The following is an 18337-nucleotide window of genomic DNA, read 5'->3' as shown; positions in this document are numbered from 1 at the left end:
CGCCAAGCGTGCGCGCATCATCAAGCCTTGTTCGCCCCATGTGCTGCGGCATTCGTTTGCCACGCACATGTTGCAGGCCGGCTACGACATCCGTACGGTGCAGGAGTTGTTGGGGCACAGCGACGTGAAGACCACCATGATCTACACGCACGTGCTCAATCGTGGCGGGCGCGGCGTGCGCAGCCCGTTTGATCAGTTCTGAGGCCGCTAAGCCGACACTGGCGAATGCCCGGAAGTGGCCGAGTCGGGCCGACGGGAGGTCCAGACTCGTAGCCGGAAAGCTGTCTTCCAGGGCCTCGCCGCGGCCAAAGTTTCGAGCGCAGGATGACCGGCCGCTCATGGCCGGGCCGAGCCAACGAGAGGGCCAGACTCGTCGCCGGAAACCTGCCGTTCGTAGGTCCGCCGAGCCAAGATTCTCGAGCGCGCCCTGAAGGACGGCTTGTGGCCGGGCCTGTCAGTTCAGCCGGGCTTCCCGGAACCTGACGATCGCGGCGGGTGCATCCTGCACGGCCCTCAACTCGATGGGAGACCATCATGGGTACCGCAGGCAACGCCCCTCATCGCGAGCCGTGGAACAAGGGCAAGCTCGTTGGGCAGAAGGCACCGTTCAAGCTCAAGGACATCTGGGCCTTGCGCGTCCGACTGCAGATGCAAGGCCGGGTTCGCGAACTTGCACTGTTCAACCTCGGCATCGACAGCAAGCTGCGCGGATGCGATCTGGTCGGCCTCAAGGTCCGCGACGTGTGCCACGGCGACCAGGTTGCGGCTCGCGCCATCGTCGTCCAGCACAAGACGCAGCGGCCGGTTCAGTTCGAGATCACGCCGCCCGCCCGAGACGCCGTGCAGGCGTGGATCCAGCTTGCTGGGCTGAAGCCAGAGGACTTCCTGTTTCCCAGCCGGCTTCACGACTCACCTCATCTCGGCACTCGTCAGTACGCCAGGATCCTCGGGCACTGGGTCGACGAGCTGGGACTGGACCGCGCCGACTACGGGACGCACTCGATGCGGCGGACGAAGGCGACGCTGATCTATCGGCGCACGAAGAACCTGCGCGCCGTGCAACTGCTACTTGGGCATTCCAAGCTCGACTATCTCCCGCGCCGGACTATGTCCCGCCGCACGCGCGACCACGACTGGGCAACACGGCATGTCGCGGGACATAGTCGGACGTACTACAAGCCCTTGAGTGTCGGCGCCGATCCAATTTTGAGCCACCGTGCCGACGCAATATTGAGCCAGGGGTGGAAGCCGACCGCGTGATGGTCGGCTGTGGGTAAGTCTAGATCTTTGTCTCTGGTGTTGGTCTCCTCGATGTGCGGCTGATCGCGCTGGGGAAGCCGCGCAGGGCGTAGCCCGTAGCGGGTTCCCCAGCGCGGCGGCCGATCAGCTGGCGCCGTCGACGGGCTTTGGATCGGCACCCTTGCGGCCCTGTTCTCTCGCCTTGATGCGCTTCTTGGCCACGGCCGAGCTGTGCAGGAAGCGATGGCTCTCGTTGCCGGTCTCGACGATGTGGCAGTGATGGGTCAGCCGGTCGAGCAAGGCGGTGGTCATCTTGGCGTCGCCGAACACGCTGGACCACTCGGCGAAGTCCAGGTTGGTCGTGATCATCACGCTGGTGTGCTCGTACAGCCGGCTCAGCAGATGGAACAGCAGCGCCCCGCCGGCCTGGCTGAAGGGCAGGTAGCCCAACTCATCGAGGATGACGACGTCCATTCTCAGCAGGCTGTTGGCGATGCGCCCGGCACGCCCCTGCGCCTTCTCCTGCTCCAGTGCGTTGACCAGATCCACCGTCGAGTAGAAGCGCACGCGCTTGCCGTGGCGCGTCAGGCCGGCCACACCAAGGGCCGTGGCCAGATGCGTCTTGCCCGTGCCCGGTCCGCCCACCAGGACGACGTTCTGCGTCTGCTCGGTGAAGTCCATCTCGGCCAGCTTCAGCACGAGCTTGCGGTCCACCGGCGAGACGTCGAAGTCGAAGCCCGCCAGGTCGCGATGCACCGGGAACTTGGCCGCGTGCATCTGGTGTTTGACCGAGCGCATCGCGCGGTCGACGGCCTCGGCCTGCAGCAGGTGCTCGACGAGCCAGCGCGCACCGTCCAGCCCGCTGTCGCCCTCTTGCTCGGCCAGATCACCCCAGGCCGCGGCCATGCCGTGCAGCCGCAGCTGCTTGAGTTCCACCAGCACGTCACGCATGGCCGACCTCCTGGGCGCTGTCGCTCGCACGCAGGCTGTCGTAGCGCGCGGTGTTAGCCAGCGGCGGTGTGGCCACCTGCAGCGTCGTCGCCGCGTTCTGCGGCGCCGGCGCGGCGTTCAGGCGACCCAGCACGTTGAGCACATGCTCGGTGCTGATCCGCCCGGACGGCGGCGCGCCTTCCAGCGCCAGCTCCACCGCCACGAGCACGGCATCCAACCCGGCACTGGGCACCAGCGCCAGGACCTGCGCCATCGCCCGATCGCCGCCGGGGTTGCGCAGCAGCGAGCGGCGCAACTTCTGCAGCGCCGCCGGCAGATCCTCGAACGGCGCTCCATTGCGCAGCGCACCGGGCTTGCGCTGCACCAGCGGCACGTAGTGCTGCCAGTCGTAGCGGGTCTGCCCGGCGGCGCTCAGCCGCTCGTGGCGCGCCACCATGGCGTCGCCCGCCACCACCACGACCTCGCCGGGGTACAGCCGCGTGCTGACCATCTGCCCGGCCAGCTCGCGCGGCACCGAGTAGCGGTTGCGCGCCACCGCCACCAGGCACGTGCTCGACACGCGCGCGGGCTTCTCCACGTAGCCGTCGAACGGCGCCGGCATGGGCATCAGATGCGCGCGCTCATGCTCGAGCATCTCGGCCACGCTGAACTGGTCGTGTTCGGGGTGTCGCACTTCATCCCACAGCGCGCGGCACCGCGCCGCCAGCCACGCGTTGAGTTCGGCGAACGAGCCGAAGCGCTGCTTGGCCGCCTCGATCCAGATGCGTCGGCGGCTGTCCTGCACGTTCTTCTCGACGACGCCCTTCTCCCAACCGGAGGCGACGTTGCAGAAGTCGGCGTCGAACAGGTAGTGCGCGCACATCACCTCGAAGCGCGCGTTGACGATCCGGCCCTTGCCCTTCTTGACCTTGTCCACGGCCGTCTTCATGTTGTCGTAGATGCCGCGCCGGGCTACACCGCCCAGCGCCGCGAAGCTGCGCGTGTGCGCGTCGAACAGCATCTCGTGGCCCTGGCCGGGGTAGGCCACCAGCCAGAACGCCCGGCTCGTGCACAGCTTCATGTGCGACACCTGCAGCCGGTAGTAGATGCCGCCCACCACCAGGCCTTCCTCGCTCCAGTCGAACTGGAAGGCCTCGCCGAGCTCGAACGCCAACGGCACGAACGCATTCGTCGCCACCGACTGGCCGGCACCTTGGCGCCAGGCGCGTAGGAAGTCGGTGACCCGCGTGTAGCCGCCGTCATAGCCCGCCGCCTTGATCTCCTCGTACAGCGCGCGCGCCGTGCGCCGCTCGTGCTTTGGGCGCCGGGCATCGGCCTTGAGCGCCAGCTTCAGCGCCTCGTGGAACGGCGCGAGCTTGGTCGCCCCCGGGCTGCGCCGGTACTTCGGCGCCGTCTCCACCGGCGCCACCAGCCACTTGCTAATCGTGTTGCGCGACAGGCCCGTCAGCCGCGCGATCTCGCGCACCGACTTGCGGCCCCGGCTGTGCAGGCGCCGGATTCTGCCAATCATGTCCATGGTGATCACTCCTCGAACCCCGCTGCACAAAAAAGCAGCAGGGCAGGTCAATCACCTGGCTCAGTTTTCGGTCGGCACAACCCTTAGAAGTGGCTCAGTTTTCGGTCGGCGCCAACAGCCCTGAGGTGTTGATTTCCCAAATCGGACCTACTGGGGGCAGGATTGCGTGGAACTCAACAGACTAGCGTTTGCTGCGATCAGCATCCTCAACGTTAGGGACAACGCTCACAAGGGAACGTCGGCGGGCCGCAACGCGAACCACTATTACTGGCGCGGTGACGATGCTCTAATCGACTGCCATGTGCTCATACCCTTCCAGGCGCTAACGTGGTGCCCGGCGACGCTGCCATGGTGGTCGTGCGCTTGCGCCGCGGCGCGGTGAGCGGCAGCCCGCCTGCCAGCCTGCAGGCTGCCTTGGGCGGCTTTGGCGGGACGCTCGTCCCCATGTATCCCGGGATCAGCGATGCCGAGCTCGCATCGTGGTTCACGGTGACAGGTGTCCCGCTCGCGCAGGCTGACGAACTCGCCGCGCGGCTTCGCGCGCTCGACAGCGTGGACGCTGCTTACGTCCAGCCGACCCCAAGCCCGGCGGGCTAGGTCGGCTAGACGTTGGCCCCTCTAGCCACGGGTCGCAGCGCCGCCGTCGATCACGTCCCTCAGCCAGTCCGGCGGACCGCCGGCACGCGTGGCGTCTCCGGTCGCCGGCTCATTCGCGCGTGCGTCTTCCTGTTTGCCATCCTGGACACCGAGCATTTGACGCAGCGTGTTAGGCGCCGGGCCGCCGTCCGTCGGCGGCCCATCGATGACCGCCACGTCGCGTGGCCCGCTGCCACCTTCACCACGGCCGATCACCGTGGTGCGGCTCTCGCCATCAGTCGTTTCGATGATGATGCGCATGGCGTGCTCCTCCTACCACCCGACGACGGCGTAGCGCGCTTCGATGTTGGCATCCTCGGGCGCGAGGTTGGTGATCGAGATCCAGTACGTGACGGAGCGGTCGGAGGCGCGCTCGACCTGCACCGACCAGCTGAGCTGCGGCGCGCCGGGCCGCGGGCTGGTGGGCACGACCGTCCAAAGCACGTGCCAGTGAGCCGGCCAGCTGTGCGTGAACCAGCGCTTGGTCGAGTTGGCCGGCACCACGCCCGTGAACTGGACGCCGATCCATTGACCCGTCTGCAACGCCTGCGCGATGAGCTGGCGTAGGTTGGGCCGGTTGCCGATGCGTTCGGTACGCGGCCGGCCAGGCGCGTCCTGCTGAGGCGAACCCGAGCTGCGCAGCAGTTCGCGCGCTCGCGCGGGGCTCAGCGGAATGCGACCCGCTGAACGCAGCACACCTTGTACACAGGCGAGCGCGCCCACGACGATCGGCGAGGCGCTCGACGTGCCGCTGAACTGGTCCGTGTACCACCCGTCCTCGCTGGCGCCGCCTTGCAGGTCGCCGTAGCCTGTCGTCGTGACCTCACGGCCCCAGCCCTGCACATCGATGGAGGAACCGTAGTTGGAGAAGTCGAGGCGCGACCGATCGGGCCCCCAGATGTTGCGCCCGTGAGTTCCTGGCGGGGGCGCCCCGGCGCCCACGAGGACCGCGCCCGAGTCGCGAACGCTGCGATTGAATGCGTTGCGCCAATCCGTCGGGAAGCCGGCCAGGGGCGTGTTGTAGGCCGGGTCATCGAGGTTGTTGTTGCCGTTGCCAGCGGCCTCGACGACGATGACACCGCGGTTCACTGCATAGCGGATGGCCGCGTACTCGGCCGGCCACCATTCGACCGCCGTGTAGCCCCGTGCGGGGTGGCCGTATTGCACCTCGAGCAGAATGACGTCGCCGGGCGAAAGTTGGTCAGTAGCCGCCACGATGGCCGCCGGCAAGCCACCAGTGTCGAAGATCGAGCAGCCGCGGATGTTCGCGTCGGGGGCGATGCCGGTGATCCCGAACGTGTTGCGGTCGCCTCCAATCTCCCCGGCCACCGCCGTGCCGTGGTTGCGCCAACTCAGGTCCGAGGTTGGGGTGCGGATGATGCCGCCCTGGTTGGTCGTCAGGTCTTCGTGGGTGAAGCGCCAGGCGCCCTCGCAGTCGATCACGCGTACGCCGGCACCGCCGCCGCCAGGCACCGTCCACGCATAGCGCGCGTCGATTCCGCCCGGTGCGCCATCGAGATAGCCCTGACGCAGCACGAAGTCAGGCGTCGCGGGAAGCGCCGGCACGGGGCTGGGTTGCATGGCATTGAGCTCAAGCGGCCCGAGCACTTCCTGCGGCAGCGCGGCGGCGAGTTCGGGTCGCGGCGCGACGTACGCACCAGCCATGGTCGGCAGCGCGGCGAGTTGCTCGGCCAGTCGTTCCAGGTCCGCATCGGGTGCATCGGCATAGTAAAAGAGCGAGAGGTCGGGCTCATCAACGGACGCCATCGACGTTGCGCTGGGTGCTGCCGCCGCGGCGGCAACCGATTTCGCCTTGAGCCGCTCTTCGGTGTCGCCAAACAGCGGCCGCAGGGACACCCCTGCCTGCGCGAGGACCGCGTTCAACCCGTCGACCTCCATGCCGCTTGCCGACGCGATTGTTGTAGGCCCAGCTCGTAGTTGTGCCTCTGGCTTCGCAATGGCCACCACCATCCGCGGCGCAGCGGTGGGCCGTGACGGCATGTTTGGCCCGCCGGCAATGCCACCGATCGGGACCGATGTGCCTACCCCGCCGGCCGGCACCGATGCGACGCTGTGGCTACCGCGGGATGCCGACGCGGACACGCTCGCCGCCATCGCCTTGACCTGCTTGCTCATGATTCCTCCTTTGCGAGTGCCTTGCGCGGGTCTCGATGCGTGTAGCACGGGGCGCCGCGTTGGGGGAGAATCTCACTGCCGCGGTGGAGCGGCATCCGCAAAGTGGATGAGGGCCGGACCGCTTCGAGTACCCAGGTCGCGAGCGTTGCAGTCCGTGAAGCCCGCTTGGCTCAGCGATGTCCCGGCGGCCTCGTTGGTTCACAGCATGTTGGAGTCGCCCAGCACGATGACATCACTGTCAGGGTGGGCCTGCTGCAGTGCTTGCAGACCTTCAGGCGCTGTGACTTCGGCTCCGTCGGTATTCAAGGTGCACCGGCACCAACAGCCAGTCCGACAGGGCGGGCCCCGCCGAGAACTTCATCACCTGAGGCCAACGACTCAGCACGACCGTGTCAGGGCTGGGGTTGGGGTTGGGGTTGGGAAGGTGTTGCGGATCGCGATTTCGCGGGTCTCATCGACCTGCACCGCGAGTTTCCAAGGGCCGCAAACCTTCTGGGCCTTGGCGGCATTCCAGGGAATGCCAGTCCATTGGTCGTCAGGGGCACATCCGCCAGGGCGCTTCTCGAAGAGTTCGTACTCCCAGCGTGCGCCTTCGTCGTTCAGCAGCCCAAGAGCGTGGGCGAGTGGCTGGTTGGGTTGGCGCCCTGTCGCGTCCCTGCCCGTCACAGAACTCTCGGCAATGCCAGTACATCAATCTGAGAGGCTGCGGTGCAGGAGGCGATGTCCACCGGCGCCTGCGGCTGGCGTTTGTCTTCCGCCGCATTGCCAAGCCACTGGATGTTCCTGGCTCCCACTTGCACGATGGACCAGCAGCGTGGTGCACCGACGACGCTGGCGCAGCACAGAGGCCAACAGCAACGATGAAACGATCAAGCGTCGCATGGTTGTCCTCCTCCAGCGCGTTGTTATACGCAGCGCGACACCGCGGCCCTTCGTCTGTTTGGGGGATGGGACGTGCCGTCCCCTGGTGGGGTGGCCAAGCCCAATCGAGCACTAGCGTCACTCGACTTTTCAGTGCACGGGCGATAGCAACCAACGCGGCCGCCACCGCTGACTCAACGGACTGGACCAGCTCGGCGACTGAGGACAACCACCAGAAGTGATGCTGCGCCCATGCGCCGGCCGCCGACATCCTTCGTTGTAGGGATGCTGGGGACGAACGAACCTCGTAGCGTTGGCTTCTCCTGATCGAGAGGCAACTCCATGAGTCGCGACGCCCAAACTGGCCCAATACAAGCACACGCGACCTCGCAACGAAGCCTCATGCCGGGCGCCGTCCGCTGCTATCGGGCCAGTGCACGCTACCGCTCCCTTTTCGGAAGCATCGTTCCGCAATACGATCCTCGCAGCGTCACTCCGCGAGGCAGACTAGTCAGCCGCAGAGGTGTGGTCAGAATGGACTGGAGGGGTTATCCGAACGTCGGCGATGCCGCGCCGCGCCGCGAGCGCCGGGCGATCGTGGTCGCTGACCTTGCCGAGTCGGTACGCCTGATCCACGGCCGCGAACAAGAGACGATCGAGCGTTGGCTCGCTTTTGTTGGCGACGTTCAACACCGTGTGCTGCCCGCTTCGGCCGGGCGCATGGTTAAGAGCTTGGGCGACGGCGTGATGCTCACCTTCGACAGCGCGAGGGCTGGCCTGGAGGCGGCCCTCGAGTTGCACGAAAGCATCCGTCGGGTGAATGATGGCGTCGATCCTGAGTGGCTAATGCTCCTTCGTGTCGCGGTGCACGTTGCAGACGTCGTCGCGGACGATATCGACGTGTATGGCGCCGGTGTCAACATCGCCGCACGACTCGCCGGTTTGGCGCAACCCGGGGAGACACTGCTTTCCGAGGCGGCCCGGGACGAAGTGGTGGACGGCCTCCATGCCGAAATCGAAGACATGGGGCTGCGGTACGTGAAGCACCTCGACCGGCCGCTGCGTGCCTTCCGCGCGAGGCATGCCAAAGAAAAATCTTCGGGCGGCACGACGCCCGGCGGCCTGTGCCTGCCGCCGGCAAGAGATCTCCGACCCGCCCTGGCCGTCGTGCCATTCGTCTGCATGCCGGCAAGTGCCGTCCACGACGCTCTGGGGCATGCGATGGCCGATGACATCATCGCGGCAATGGCGCGGCACCCAAGCTTGCGCGTGTTGTCTCGTGCATCGACCGCTCCCTTGCGCGACAGGGCAATCACGCCAGTGCGCATGCATCGACTGCTGGGGGCATCGTTTCTGCTGTCAGGCCGCTACTACGTGCTGGGAGAGCGTGCACGGCTGACCGTCGAGCTGTGCTCGCTTCCCGGCGCCGAGGTGGTCTGGAGCGGAAGCGCGATGGCGAGCATCGACTCGATCTTTGCCGGCGAGGACGAGCTGGTGCCTCATGTCGTGGCCAACGTGGCTCAGCACATCCACATGCACGAGCTTGCCCGGGTTCGAAGCCTCCCGCTGGAGAGCCTGGCGTCCTACTCCCTGTATCTCGGCGCGAGCGGCCTGCTGAACAGCCTCGAGCCGTCGGCATTCGGCATGGCCCGCCGGGCGCTCGATCACCTTGTTGAGAGGCACCCGAGGCAGGCGGCGCCGTACGCCATGTTGGCCCGCTGGCATGTGTTCCGCAGCGTCCAAGGCTGGAGCGACGACGAAGACGCAGAAAGCCGGGCTGCACTTCAGCAGGCGAGCCGCGCACTCGATATCGATCCGAAGCAGGCCATGGCACTGGCCTCGGCGGGGCTGGTGCGCATGAACTACCACGACGACGCCGAGGACGCCCGGCGGCTGTACATGGCGGCGACCGAGGCCGACCCGCTGGAGGCGCACGCATGGGCCTGGCGCACAGCGGTGCACAGTTTCTGTGGGGAACATGACGAAGCCCGGGCGTGTGCGGCGCGAGCCCTTGCCGTGTCGCCGCTCGACCCGTGCCGCTACCTGTTCGAGGCCTGGGCGGCCATGGCGGATCTGGGTGCAGGCTGCTGCGAGGACGCCGTCGCCCACGCCCAGGCCTCGGTACGACTGAACGCCTTGCACGCCCCATCACTTCGCATCCTGGTGGCCGCGCTTTGGCTGAGTGGGCTCCACGAGGAAGCGCGTGCGGCCGTGCCGCGCTTGAAAGCCGTGCGTCCCAACGCACGCGCGGGTGGCATGCGTGCACACATCTCCGGGTCACAGCCGGTATGGGGTGGCGCCTTCGACGACGCTCTGCGGGCCGCCGGTCTGCCACCGTGACTCGCGTCACTCTCGCGAGTGACCGCACCAGTTCTTGTGTGGAAGGAGGGGAAACATGGCAGCACAGATGTCTCCAGGCGCTTGGCTCAGCGGGTTCGGTCCCGCCGGCGTGGGATTGGCAGGACTTGATGCATTCGCGAATCCGCCGGTGCAGAAGCGTTGGGCAAGCACCAACCCACCGGTCGGCCGTCCAGGCTTCAGCGCAGAGGTCAACCCGCCCGTTGACCAGCGGGCGTTCAACGCGGACGTCAATCCACCCGTCGACAATCGCGCCCTCCAGCCGGCACAGATGCTGTATTCGCCTGGCATGTTCCCCGGGCAGTGGGTCATGACTCGAAGCGGCCCGCGCCCTGGGGAGCCCCTGGTTCCCTGGAACGGGATCGATCCGTCCTGGGTCTGGGACAGCAGCCAGCCCCGTTTGCTGGCGCAGGCGCTACGCAAGTTGCGTGCGCGTGTCGTGCCCCCTGCCGACCTGCGCATAGGGCCTAGCGGCACGGGCGACGTTGTCTCGCTCGCCGGGAGCGCCAAGAGCGCCCTGTTTCGGTGGGACGCGTCGTACAGGATCTCCGCGATCGTCGATGAGCTCCTGGGCCGTCTTGTTGCGGAAGGTCAGCAGCTGTGGTGGGTGCCGGCCCCTTCTGAAATCGGATCGAAGGCAATGCCGGCGCTGCTTCACACCGTCGAGAAGCTACCCAAACACTTCGACTATTCAGATCAGATCGACAAGGTGCTGCGCGCTGCGGTCGAACGCGAGGACCGGATGCCGGAGATCCTCACGCAGGCGACGGACATCGGACCTTTTTTCGATGCGGTCACGGGCATCGACCGCGCGACGGCGCCTCGGCTGGCGGAGCTGATCCAGGTGGCGTGGGAGGTGGGAACGCACATTGTGATGGCCCTGAAGAACAACCTTGCCGAGTGGCGCCCCTATCAACGCAGTGCCCGAGTGGTGCCCGTCATTGCGACTCCCGGTCACGGGACGCTGCCCAGCGGGCACGCGACGCTCGCGATGCTGACCTCGGCGCTGCTGTCAAAACTGCTGTACCCGGCCGGCGACGTGCGCAGAACGACGCTCGACCGAGTCGCGCGGCGCATCGCGTTCAATCGGGTGGTGGCCGGAGTGCACTTTCCGATGGACAGCGCGGCCGGCGCGGCCTTGGCCAACCAGATTGCCAGGGCCCTGATCGCGGCTGCACACAGTGAGTCGCTACCAGAGGCGACCAAGTGGGATGTGCGAGTCGCCCCCGAGCTTGAGGAGATCGGCGTCGATCCGGCGCCGCCTCCGCTCGAGAAGGGTGCCAACGGAAAGGCAGACCAACCAAGTGACCCTCCAAAGGCAACGACCAAGCACTGGAGAGCGTTGTGGCGCGCAGCGGTCGCGGAGGTGGCGCTGCGCAGAATCTGACCGCAAGGAGGGGCACATGGCTGAATGGGCAAACCATCAAGAGCGCATGCTAGCGAAACAACGGGCCGTTACCAGCATCGCGGGATCCGGCACGCAGGCGTCTCAGGGCAACAACGAACCTGCCGACCTTTATGCACGGTGGGCGCGGGCCACGGAATGGCGTGGCTTCGCTCGCGGCAGCACAGGCAACTCGCCACCCGAACCGATGTCGGTGCGGATCATTGCTCGCGCGCCCAAGGCAGTCCTGCAGAAAACGTTTGTCGAGGGCTCGCTCCTGCAGGTCGCCGAGATGTACAACCCAGACCATTACGAGCAGCCGAAAGTGCGCGGGTCGGACAGGCTGTACTTCACTGCCACGTTGAATACGGGCGACATCGGCAAACTGGCAGAGACATACCCAGGGCTGGTTTGGGAGTTGGCAATGCCACTGCACAAGGCGGAGTCGACTGCACAAGCGACTACCGCGGGACGCTATGGGGCCCAGAGTGAGCAGGCCTCGCGCGCAGCTCCCCCGATCTTCACTGCGGTCACGGCGCAGCCAACCCAAGCTGCTTCGATCGGTGACGCCATCGTGATCGTCGACTATGGGTGCCCGTTCATGAACGAGCGCTTCGCCCGTCCTGGCAAAGACTGCGAAAGTCGGATTGCCACGATCTGGGACCAGGACGTCGGGCGCCAGGATGGGCGTCACCCTGCCTGGTCGAAACCAGGCTGCACCGGCTATGGGCGAGAACTCAGCCGCAGGACCATCACCGAAATCCTGACTTCGGCCAAGCGAAGCGTGCCACCGGTCGACGAGGACACTGCCTACCAGAGCCTGGAGTACCTCATCGCAGATGAAGATCCCCGGCGTCGCACCTGGTTTGCCACCCATGGAGGTCATGTCATGGACGTGGCGGCGGGCCGGCAAGACCCGCTCGCAGCAATCATCGGCACTGACGGTGTCGACGCGGCCTCGAACGCCGACATCATCTTCGTGCAGCTGCCTGCGCTGACCGCAGCGGACAGCAGTGGGGGTTCCCTGAGCGCGCACTTGCTCGATGCCGTGCGCTACGCACTCCACGTATGCGAGCCAGACGCACGGCTGGTCGTCAATATCAGCTACGGCACGTTTGCAGGTTCGCACGATGGCAGTTCCCTGATCGAGACTGCGTTCGACCAACTGATCGAAGCGTGTGGCGGACGTCTTGCGATCGTGCTCGGCGCAGGAAATGCACGACAGGCCAACTGCCATGTCCGACGGACCGTCGCACTGGACAAGACTGCTCTGTTGCGCTTTGCGCTCGCGCCGGATGACACCACCGATACGTTCATGGAGCTGTGGTATCCGCGCCCCAACAAAAAGGGCCACACGCCCTTGGCGGTGAGAGTGCGGACCGCCGAACGTGATTGGAGCGATTGGATCGGGCCCGGCGGAGCGGACGCACTCCTTGATCCGACGACGGGCAAGCTGCTCGCGTTGCTTCAGCACCAAGCAGAGGTACCGCATGGCGGAAACAAGCCCAAGAATGAACAGGCTATGGTGCTACTGTCATTGGCTCCCACTGCTGCGGGGATTGACGATGACGGCCCACTGAACGAGCCGGGCCTCTGGGAGATCGAGGTCGGGTTGGAACACGAGAAGAGCGACACAAAGGTCACGTTCGATGCATGGATCGAACGTGACGATCCTGGTGAGAGCACAGGGTTCGACCAAGGCGCACAGCCTTGTTTCATCGGCCTGGATCGTGACGACGAATACAACACCTTGAGCAGCATCGCGACTGGCTCAAAGGCGTTTGTGGTGGGCGGCTATCGCTGGAGTGATGCCAGCCCAGCAAGCTACAGCTCGCTGCCATCACTCGACAGGCCAGGCTCCCCAATGCTCTTGGCGCCCTGCGAGGAAGATGCCATGTCTCCCGGCATCGTTGCCGCGGCGGTGCGCAGCAATGACGTACATCGCATGAATGGGACCAGCGTTGCCGCTCCGGTTGTCACCCGGCGGCTCTTCAACCTGGACAGGTGGCCCGCCACGTTCGTGGGCGTTGTCAAAGCGTTAGTGCGGGAGTCAAAAGGTGTCATCAAACGTGGCACCTTGGATGAACAGGCGTAGCCCTGACTGGCGAAAGTTTGAAGACGGGTCGCCCCGCAGCCAGTCGAGGACGACCGACGCATCTCTGCAGGCGCCCCATCTGCGTTCGATCCCAAGTCGGAGTCAGCACGAAGCTGTCACTCGGAGCCCTTGCGACGAGGCCCTCATCGGTGGGCATCCACAGGTAGCCTTTGGCAGACCAGGTCGAACCTGGCGGGCTGACCGACAGATGCGCTACTTGGCGTCAGGCAGAGATGGGAACGGTGCACCGAAAGCGCTGGGGCCGCTCGCATACCAGGAACCAGCCCAGCCTCTGCTGAAGGCCATCGCGCCTGGTGTCAATGAGGTTTGCCTGCACTCCGTTTGGACCCGCTTAGTGTTCTCACCTCGAGCGGACACGCACGCCTCCTGCGTCGCGTGACAATGAACGCTGTAGCGCTGGGGCCCGGGGTTGCGGTCGTCTTCCTGATAGCAGAAGGCCTCCGCCGGAGCAGCCTGTCCAGCGTTCTGCCCGACCGGTGGAACCCACACCTCGATGACGTCGTGGCGTCCGGCCATCCCCGCTGGCACCGGCCGAACTTGCCAGGGAGGCAAGGCGCCATCTGGCTGCAACGCTTCAGCACACAATTTGGAGGCTTCGTGCTGGTAGATGACCGTGGGCACCTGATACGGCTGGGGCAAACGCCGCCCCGCTCGGCGCGCACTGTCCCAGACATCCTCCACCGGAGGCACTGAGGCGCCCAGGGCGCGCCATGGCTCTCTCAGCAGACGAACTGAGTCCCGCAGTTCCGGACCGTAAATCTGAAGGTAGATCGTCTTGCCAGTGCAGACAGGCGACTTTCGCTCCCCGATAGGCTTCGGGGCCTGCCCCGTCACCGTGGCGGACGCCGCGCTGGCAACCTCGCTGACCGGTCTTGCAGGTGGCATCGCGCTCGACGCCATGTCCACGCCATCCTGAATTGGCAGTGCCGCCGGGTCCCAGCAGTTGGAAGGCTTGGTTGCATCGGTTTTGTAGTCCCGCGTCCAGTAGGTTGGAACACAGGCAACCCGCGGCTTGTCTTGCAGGCATGCCGACACCTTGTCGTCGTTGAGCAAGGCGCTGCAGGAGGCGTGCGCTGCGGCCGAGTCGCGGCAAGCTTGCTTCGTCCGCGCCACCATCAGCGCCATCAACTCCGATTGCCTGAACGCAGCGAGGTTCTTTGGGTTGCAGACGGCGTCGCCGACACGAAGCAGCGCCGTTGCCATCTCGCCAAGTCTGGCGTCGGGGGCCGAGGCTCCGGCCGGGACTGGGCTAAGCTTCCCGAAGATGTCTGTCAACTCCTTGTACGTGCCTGGCTCGATGCGAGAAGCCAAGGACATCGAACTCAGCTCCTTGTTGACCGCGTCCCATGACGCCAGTCCGATGGTGGTCACAGCACCAAGGCTCACCGAGGCGGAAACAGCTCCGGTTGCCGCGATTCTGGACGAGAGCCTCTTGGATGAGTATTGGACGGATTGCTCGCCCTTGGCGTCAGTGACTAGCATCGCCCCGTCGTCGTCGACGAAGTGCTGAGTGGCAAATGCCGCCAGATTGCAGAGCACCTTCTGGCTGATGTTTGCTCCGAGCGTTTGCCCGAGCTGGTAGTAGCTTTCCCACTGTGCCTCACTGAAGAACTGGTCGGTCGTGGGTTCCTGCGGGAACAGTGGGTTGTCTGCCTTGAAGTTCACGAGATCCACAGGAACACCGTGGCACATGTTCGGTTTGACGATCACCATGTGACCGACGCGCTCCGAGTGACCGTATGTCACTCGGGCTAAGGCGAGGCAGGCCTGACTATCTGTTGAGGCAAGCTCGTTCAGCGATCCGAAAAGGGTGACTGAGTCCCCAAAGGTGTCGGCGTCCGGATTTCTGGCGGCAACCTCCGTTGTGGACTTCGGCCTCAGGAAGGTGATGTCTGCCTGAAGGTCGATGCGCGCCTTTCGAACCAGGTTCTCCAGGTCTCCGAATGCGTAGCGGGGGTCGGCACCGCAGTCAGCGAGGACGATGACTTCGCATTCTTCGCGCAACAGCGCGTAGGCGGCGGTGTTCTCGAAGTGGCCGCCGTCGCTCAAGAACCAATCACGCCCTTGATCTCCGTCGAAGCGCCCGCGCAGTTCGCTGAAGAACTGCTCGTACTTGGTGACGGGCCGCCTTGGCGGCTCGCTCGGCTTGGTTCCAAAGTTCAGACTGTCCCACCAGTAGCCCAATCTGAGGCCGGCAAGCATCAGCACTGCAGCCACACCCGAACGGGTTGATGAGCCCAGGCCGGGTGCGACCGCCGCGCCAGAGATGGCCATCCACGAACCGAGGGTGAGGCGGGCCTTGTCCTGCGGAAACCGCCATACGTTCGGCGTGGTGCACATCTGGCCGTTGGGCCCGACCGTGAGGAGGAGGCCCTTGCGATCCTGATTGAACAGGCCACCCCTTGGATCCCGCGTCTGGTTGACACACACATTGATCAGGTGGACCGGCCCGCCTTGCATGTGAGGCTGATACCTCTCCATGGCGACATCGTCCTTTGCGTGCACACTGGCGACGAGCACCTTGGGCGCTCCGACCCGGGCCTTGTCAACGCAGCTTCCGCCGCTATCGGCCGCTTCGAAGCGGCCGGGGTTGGCGGCGCCCAGATAGCTTCGAACAAGTCGAGCTCGGTAGAACGTGAACAGCGACGAGCGGTTCAAGAAGTCCCGATTTCGAAGGGAGGCGAGTACCAACAGCACTGGCGGTATGACGATCCAAAGTAGCGCCTCATAGGACGGCTGAAACCTGAGTTCCGGCGGCCGCCTTACGAACAAGACATCCGACGTTGCCCTGTGCACCCAGCTCATCCAGAAGATGACTACCAGCGCGAGCAGCAGCAGCCCGGCAATGTTGATCAGCCACAGGACGCTCCTCCTCGTGCCGGGCGTTAGGCTCTTTGGAAGATCGGCGATCTTGGGCAATGCCGCTCGCAGCGCGACCACCGCGAGCGCCAGTGCCGCTCCGAACGTCCCCTGCTTTGCCGCGTCGATGTTCCCGATGGACCATGCCAAGTAGTCCGCTACGCCGAGTCCAGCCACGATGAGACCCACGCTCAGCGTTACCGACAGTGAGGCGGTCAGCCGATTGCGGACGCGGTCCTGTTCCTTGCCGCTGAATGCCAGACAAGTAGCAATGGCGATGCCGGCGATCCATGCCAGGAGCAGCGCCACAGCCGTTACTACAAGTTCGCCCGGCAACTCGAGCGTGCCGGTGATGTGCGGTAGTCCTGACAGGGCGGATGTCGCGTGCCTGACCAGCAGGACGATGCCAGTCACTGCCAACGCGGCTGTCACCAGAGGCTGCACGACCCAGCTATCTCCTTTGCGGGCTGGTAGTACCCAGTAGGCGCAGGCAAGCGCAGTCCCGACCCATGCCACAAAAGGCAGGAAGAGCCAGATCGGTGGTGGGCCCGATAGGAGCGCGAGGACGTCAACGTCTATCCACCCGGGCCGCCAGCACTGGCCAGATTGGAAGATGCAATTGGCCCACTCCCAAACCACCAAATCCAACCCGACCAGGAAACCGCCAAGAAGCAGCGAGAGGAACGCTAGTTCGATGTGAATGCCGACGAGGTTCCGACCAAAGTTGGCGATTGCGAAGATGAGGTCCTTCGTGCCTCGCGGGATCAGGTATCGCCCATTGGCCCGCAGCCACACGCCGAACGGCCGCGTACCGGCGTCAGCAAGTGCCGCTTGGACACGCTCGGGGGTGCTGCCGGATTCATGAAACAGCCTGCCAACGGCAGACCCGATGTAGCCACCGCCCGACACCGTCGAAAGTATGTCGAAACGACGGAAGAGATCGTTCCTCGCCAATGCCTTTAGCAAACCAAAGCAAAACGTCGCGCTGCGGATACCACCGCCGGAGAGCGCCAGTCCCCATGGTCGGGCTGACAGGCCCTCCTTGTCCGCGAGCACTTCCCTGCGACGCTGGTAGTGCGCGCTCATGCTTTTGGGTTCGATACCTGCTTCCGGGCGATTGCCTGCCATGGGTCCCTCCGCAACTGGCATCCGCCCGCAGCCGGAAGCTGGGCCACACGCAGGCCTGCATCCCTTTGTGAACCGCGGGCGACGAGCGAGACAGCGTAGTCCTTGGAGAAACGCGGCGCCTCCCCAATTCAGATGTTGCGTGGGCGATGCAGGTTGAACATGAGCCAGGCAGCCAACCCGAAGCCGCCAGGACTACGAAGACAGCGCCGCCAGAACTGTCTCGGCCGTAGACGCTGCGGGGACCGCCGGGTGACGCCGCTTCGCCTCAGCAGGCGATCCTGTTTCTGGGGGCACAGATGAACCAGATCTACCTTCGCAGACACATGCGGCTGCATGTACGGCCGAGAGTGGGCGGCGTCACGCCGCAGATGGCCACGAGTGCGCGGCACGATTCAACAGAATCAGCCATGGACTTGCCTTTCGGCCCGGCTGGAGTCGACCTTGACCGGTGTGTTCACCGTGTCGGGCACATCGCGGTCAATGGCGTCATCGGTGTCGTACCTTGCGGCCGACCGGTCCTGAGCGTGCTGCTGACATTCAAACGTTGACCGGACGCCACCTCGGATCGCACGTCGGCCGCATGACGGCTTGTCTGGTCGACCTACTTACGCACCCGACCCAAAGCGGCCGGGTGAAGCCAGCGGTGATCAGTCCGAACAGCGGACGCTCAACGTTCGCCACGGGCGGAACTTGCGGCAGATCCGGCGTCATCCACCTTGTGGATGCCCTTAAGACCATCCGAACATACGCTGCGCGGCGTCAGTGAAAAGGATGCTGCCATGGCCGACTTCCGATCCACTCCCTTGCAGGTGTGCGCCGTTGCCAACGGTGGGGCCGATGTCGATGTTAGTGCCACGTTGTTCGTCGATGGGCGAACCAGCCAGGAGGGCGACCAAACAATTGTCGACGCACATCTGGAACGGCAGTGCGTCGAACTAACTGGGCGCAAGGTCTCCGGGAAAGCGCAACTGCGGCTGATCTTTGTAGTCGTGCCTTTGGTTGGCAACGGACAGTTTGAAGTTGCCATTGAACTGACCCATTCCGACATACCTGGCAGTCCACGCTCCTTCAAGAAGCGTGGCAACGCAGCCGGCGCCCCCAAGACCTTCTCGATGACGCTAAACCTTGCATGAGGCCATCCTTATGCCTACGT

General features: G+C 65.1%; 12 protein-coding genes. 7 read left to right on the top strand and 5 right to left on the bottom strand.

Annotated features, from left to right (window positions below; translation table 11 throughout):
- A partial coding sequence (locus E8D38_RS19080; RefSeq protein WP_181179250.1) for a tyrosine-type recombinase/integrase occupies positions 1 to 202 on the top strand: 202 nt, incomplete at its 5' end.
- 332 nt (positions 203 to 534) lie between these two features.
- Complete coding sequence (locus tag E8D38_RS19075) at positions 535 to 1260, top strand: tyrosine-type recombinase/integrase (protein WP_246099564.1); 726 nt, start codon at positions 535 to 537, stop codon at positions 1258 to 1260.
- Between the two features lie 123 nt (positions 1261 to 1383).
- On the opposite strand, the gene istB is transcribed toward E8D38_RS19075, so the two are convergent.
- Positions 1384 to 2190, bottom strand: a complete 807-nt coding sequence (gene istB, locus E8D38_RS19065; RefSeq protein ID WP_140634441.1) for an IS21-like element helper ATPase IstB — start codon at positions 2188 to 2190, stop codon at positions 1384 to 1386.
- Positions 2183 to 3706 carry an IS21 family transposase gene (istA, locus tag E8D38_RS19060; RefSeq protein WP_140634439.1) on the bottom strand — a complete coding sequence of 508 codons (1524 nt, stop codon included), beginning with the start codon at positions 3704 to 3706 and terminating at the stop codon, positions 2183 to 2185. The genes istB and istA overlap by 8 nt, the downstream gene beginning before the upstream one ends.
- 348 nt (positions 3707 to 4054) lie before the next feature.
- Between istA and E8D38_RS19055 the strand changes: the two genes are divergently transcribed.
- Positions 4055 to 4303: a hypothetical protein gene (locus E8D38_RS19055; RefSeq protein WP_140634437.1), complete on the top strand. Its 249-nt coding sequence runs from the start codon at positions 4055 to 4057 to the stop codon at positions 4301 to 4303.
- Positions 4304 to 4324: 21 nt separating this feature from the next.
- Here E8D38_RS19055 and E8D38_RS19050 read toward each other — a convergent pair whose 3' ends face one another.
- Both E8D38_RS19050 and E8D38_RS19045 read right to left on the bottom strand, forming a co-directional pair.
- Positions 4325 to 4603, bottom strand: coding sequence for a hypothetical protein (locus tag E8D38_RS19050; protein ID WP_140634435.1), 279 nt, complete (start codon positions 4601 to 4603; stop codon positions 4325 to 4327).
- Positions 4604 to 4615: 12 nt separating this feature from the next.
- Positions 4616 to 6478, bottom strand: a complete 1863-nt coding sequence (locus tag E8D38_RS19045; RefSeq protein ID WP_219851799.1) for a S8 family peptidase — start codon at positions 6476 to 6478, stop codon at positions 4616 to 4618.
- Between the two features lie 1395 nt (positions 6479 to 7873).
- Here E8D38_RS19045 and E8D38_RS19040 point away from each other — a divergent pair.
- The 3 genes from E8D38_RS19040 to E8D38_RS19030 are packed head-to-tail and all read left to right on the top strand — an operon-like array spanning position 7874 to position 13176.
- Positions 7874 to 9679: an adenylate/guanylate cyclase domain-containing protein gene (locus E8D38_RS19040; protein WP_181179248.1), complete on the top strand. Its 1806-nt coding sequence runs from the start codon at positions 7874 to 7876 to the stop codon at positions 9677 to 9679.
- A gap of 55 nt (positions 9680 to 9734) precedes the next feature.
- The gene (locus tag E8D38_RS19035) at positions 9735 to 11084 is read left to right on the top strand and encodes a phosphatase PAP2 family protein (RefSeq protein WP_140634430.1); all 1350 of its coding nucleotides are present in this window, start codon (positions 9735 to 9737) and stop codon (positions 11082 to 11084) included.
- Between the two features lie 16 nt (positions 11085 to 11100).
- Positions 11101 to 13176 (top strand): S8/S53 family peptidase, encoded by a 2076-nt coding sequence (locus E8D38_RS19030; protein WP_181179247.1) that lies wholly within the window; start codon positions 11101 to 11103, stop codon positions 13174 to 13176.
- Positions 13177 to 13389: 213 nt separating this feature from the next.
- Here E8D38_RS19030 and E8D38_RS19025 read toward each other — a convergent pair whose 3' ends face one another.
- The gene (locus E8D38_RS19025; protein ID WP_219851797.1) at positions 13390 to 17184 is read right to left on the bottom strand and encodes a patatin-like phospholipase domain-containing protein; all 3795 of its coding nucleotides are present in this window, start codon (positions 17182 to 17184) and stop codon (positions 13390 to 13392) included.
- A gap of 779 nt (positions 17185 to 17963) precedes the next feature.
- Between E8D38_RS19025 and E8D38_RS19020 the strand changes: the two genes are divergently transcribed.
- Positions 17964 to 18317 carry a hypothetical protein gene (locus tag E8D38_RS19020; RefSeq protein ID WP_140634424.1) on the top strand — a complete coding sequence of 118 codons (354 nt, stop codon included), beginning with the start codon at positions 17964 to 17966 and terminating at the stop codon, positions 18315 to 18317.
- Positions 18318 to 18337 lie beyond the last annotated feature (20 nt).

This window comes from Methylibium rhizosphaerae (assembly GCF_006386545.1).
Taxonomy (GTDB): Bacteria; Pseudomonadota; Gammaproteobacteria; order Burkholderiales; family Burkholderiaceae_C; genus Pseudorivibacter; species Pseudorivibacter rhizosphaerae.
The sequence above is the reverse complement of the archived record's forward strand: the minus strand, read 5'-3'. Positions and strand labels throughout refer to the sequence as shown.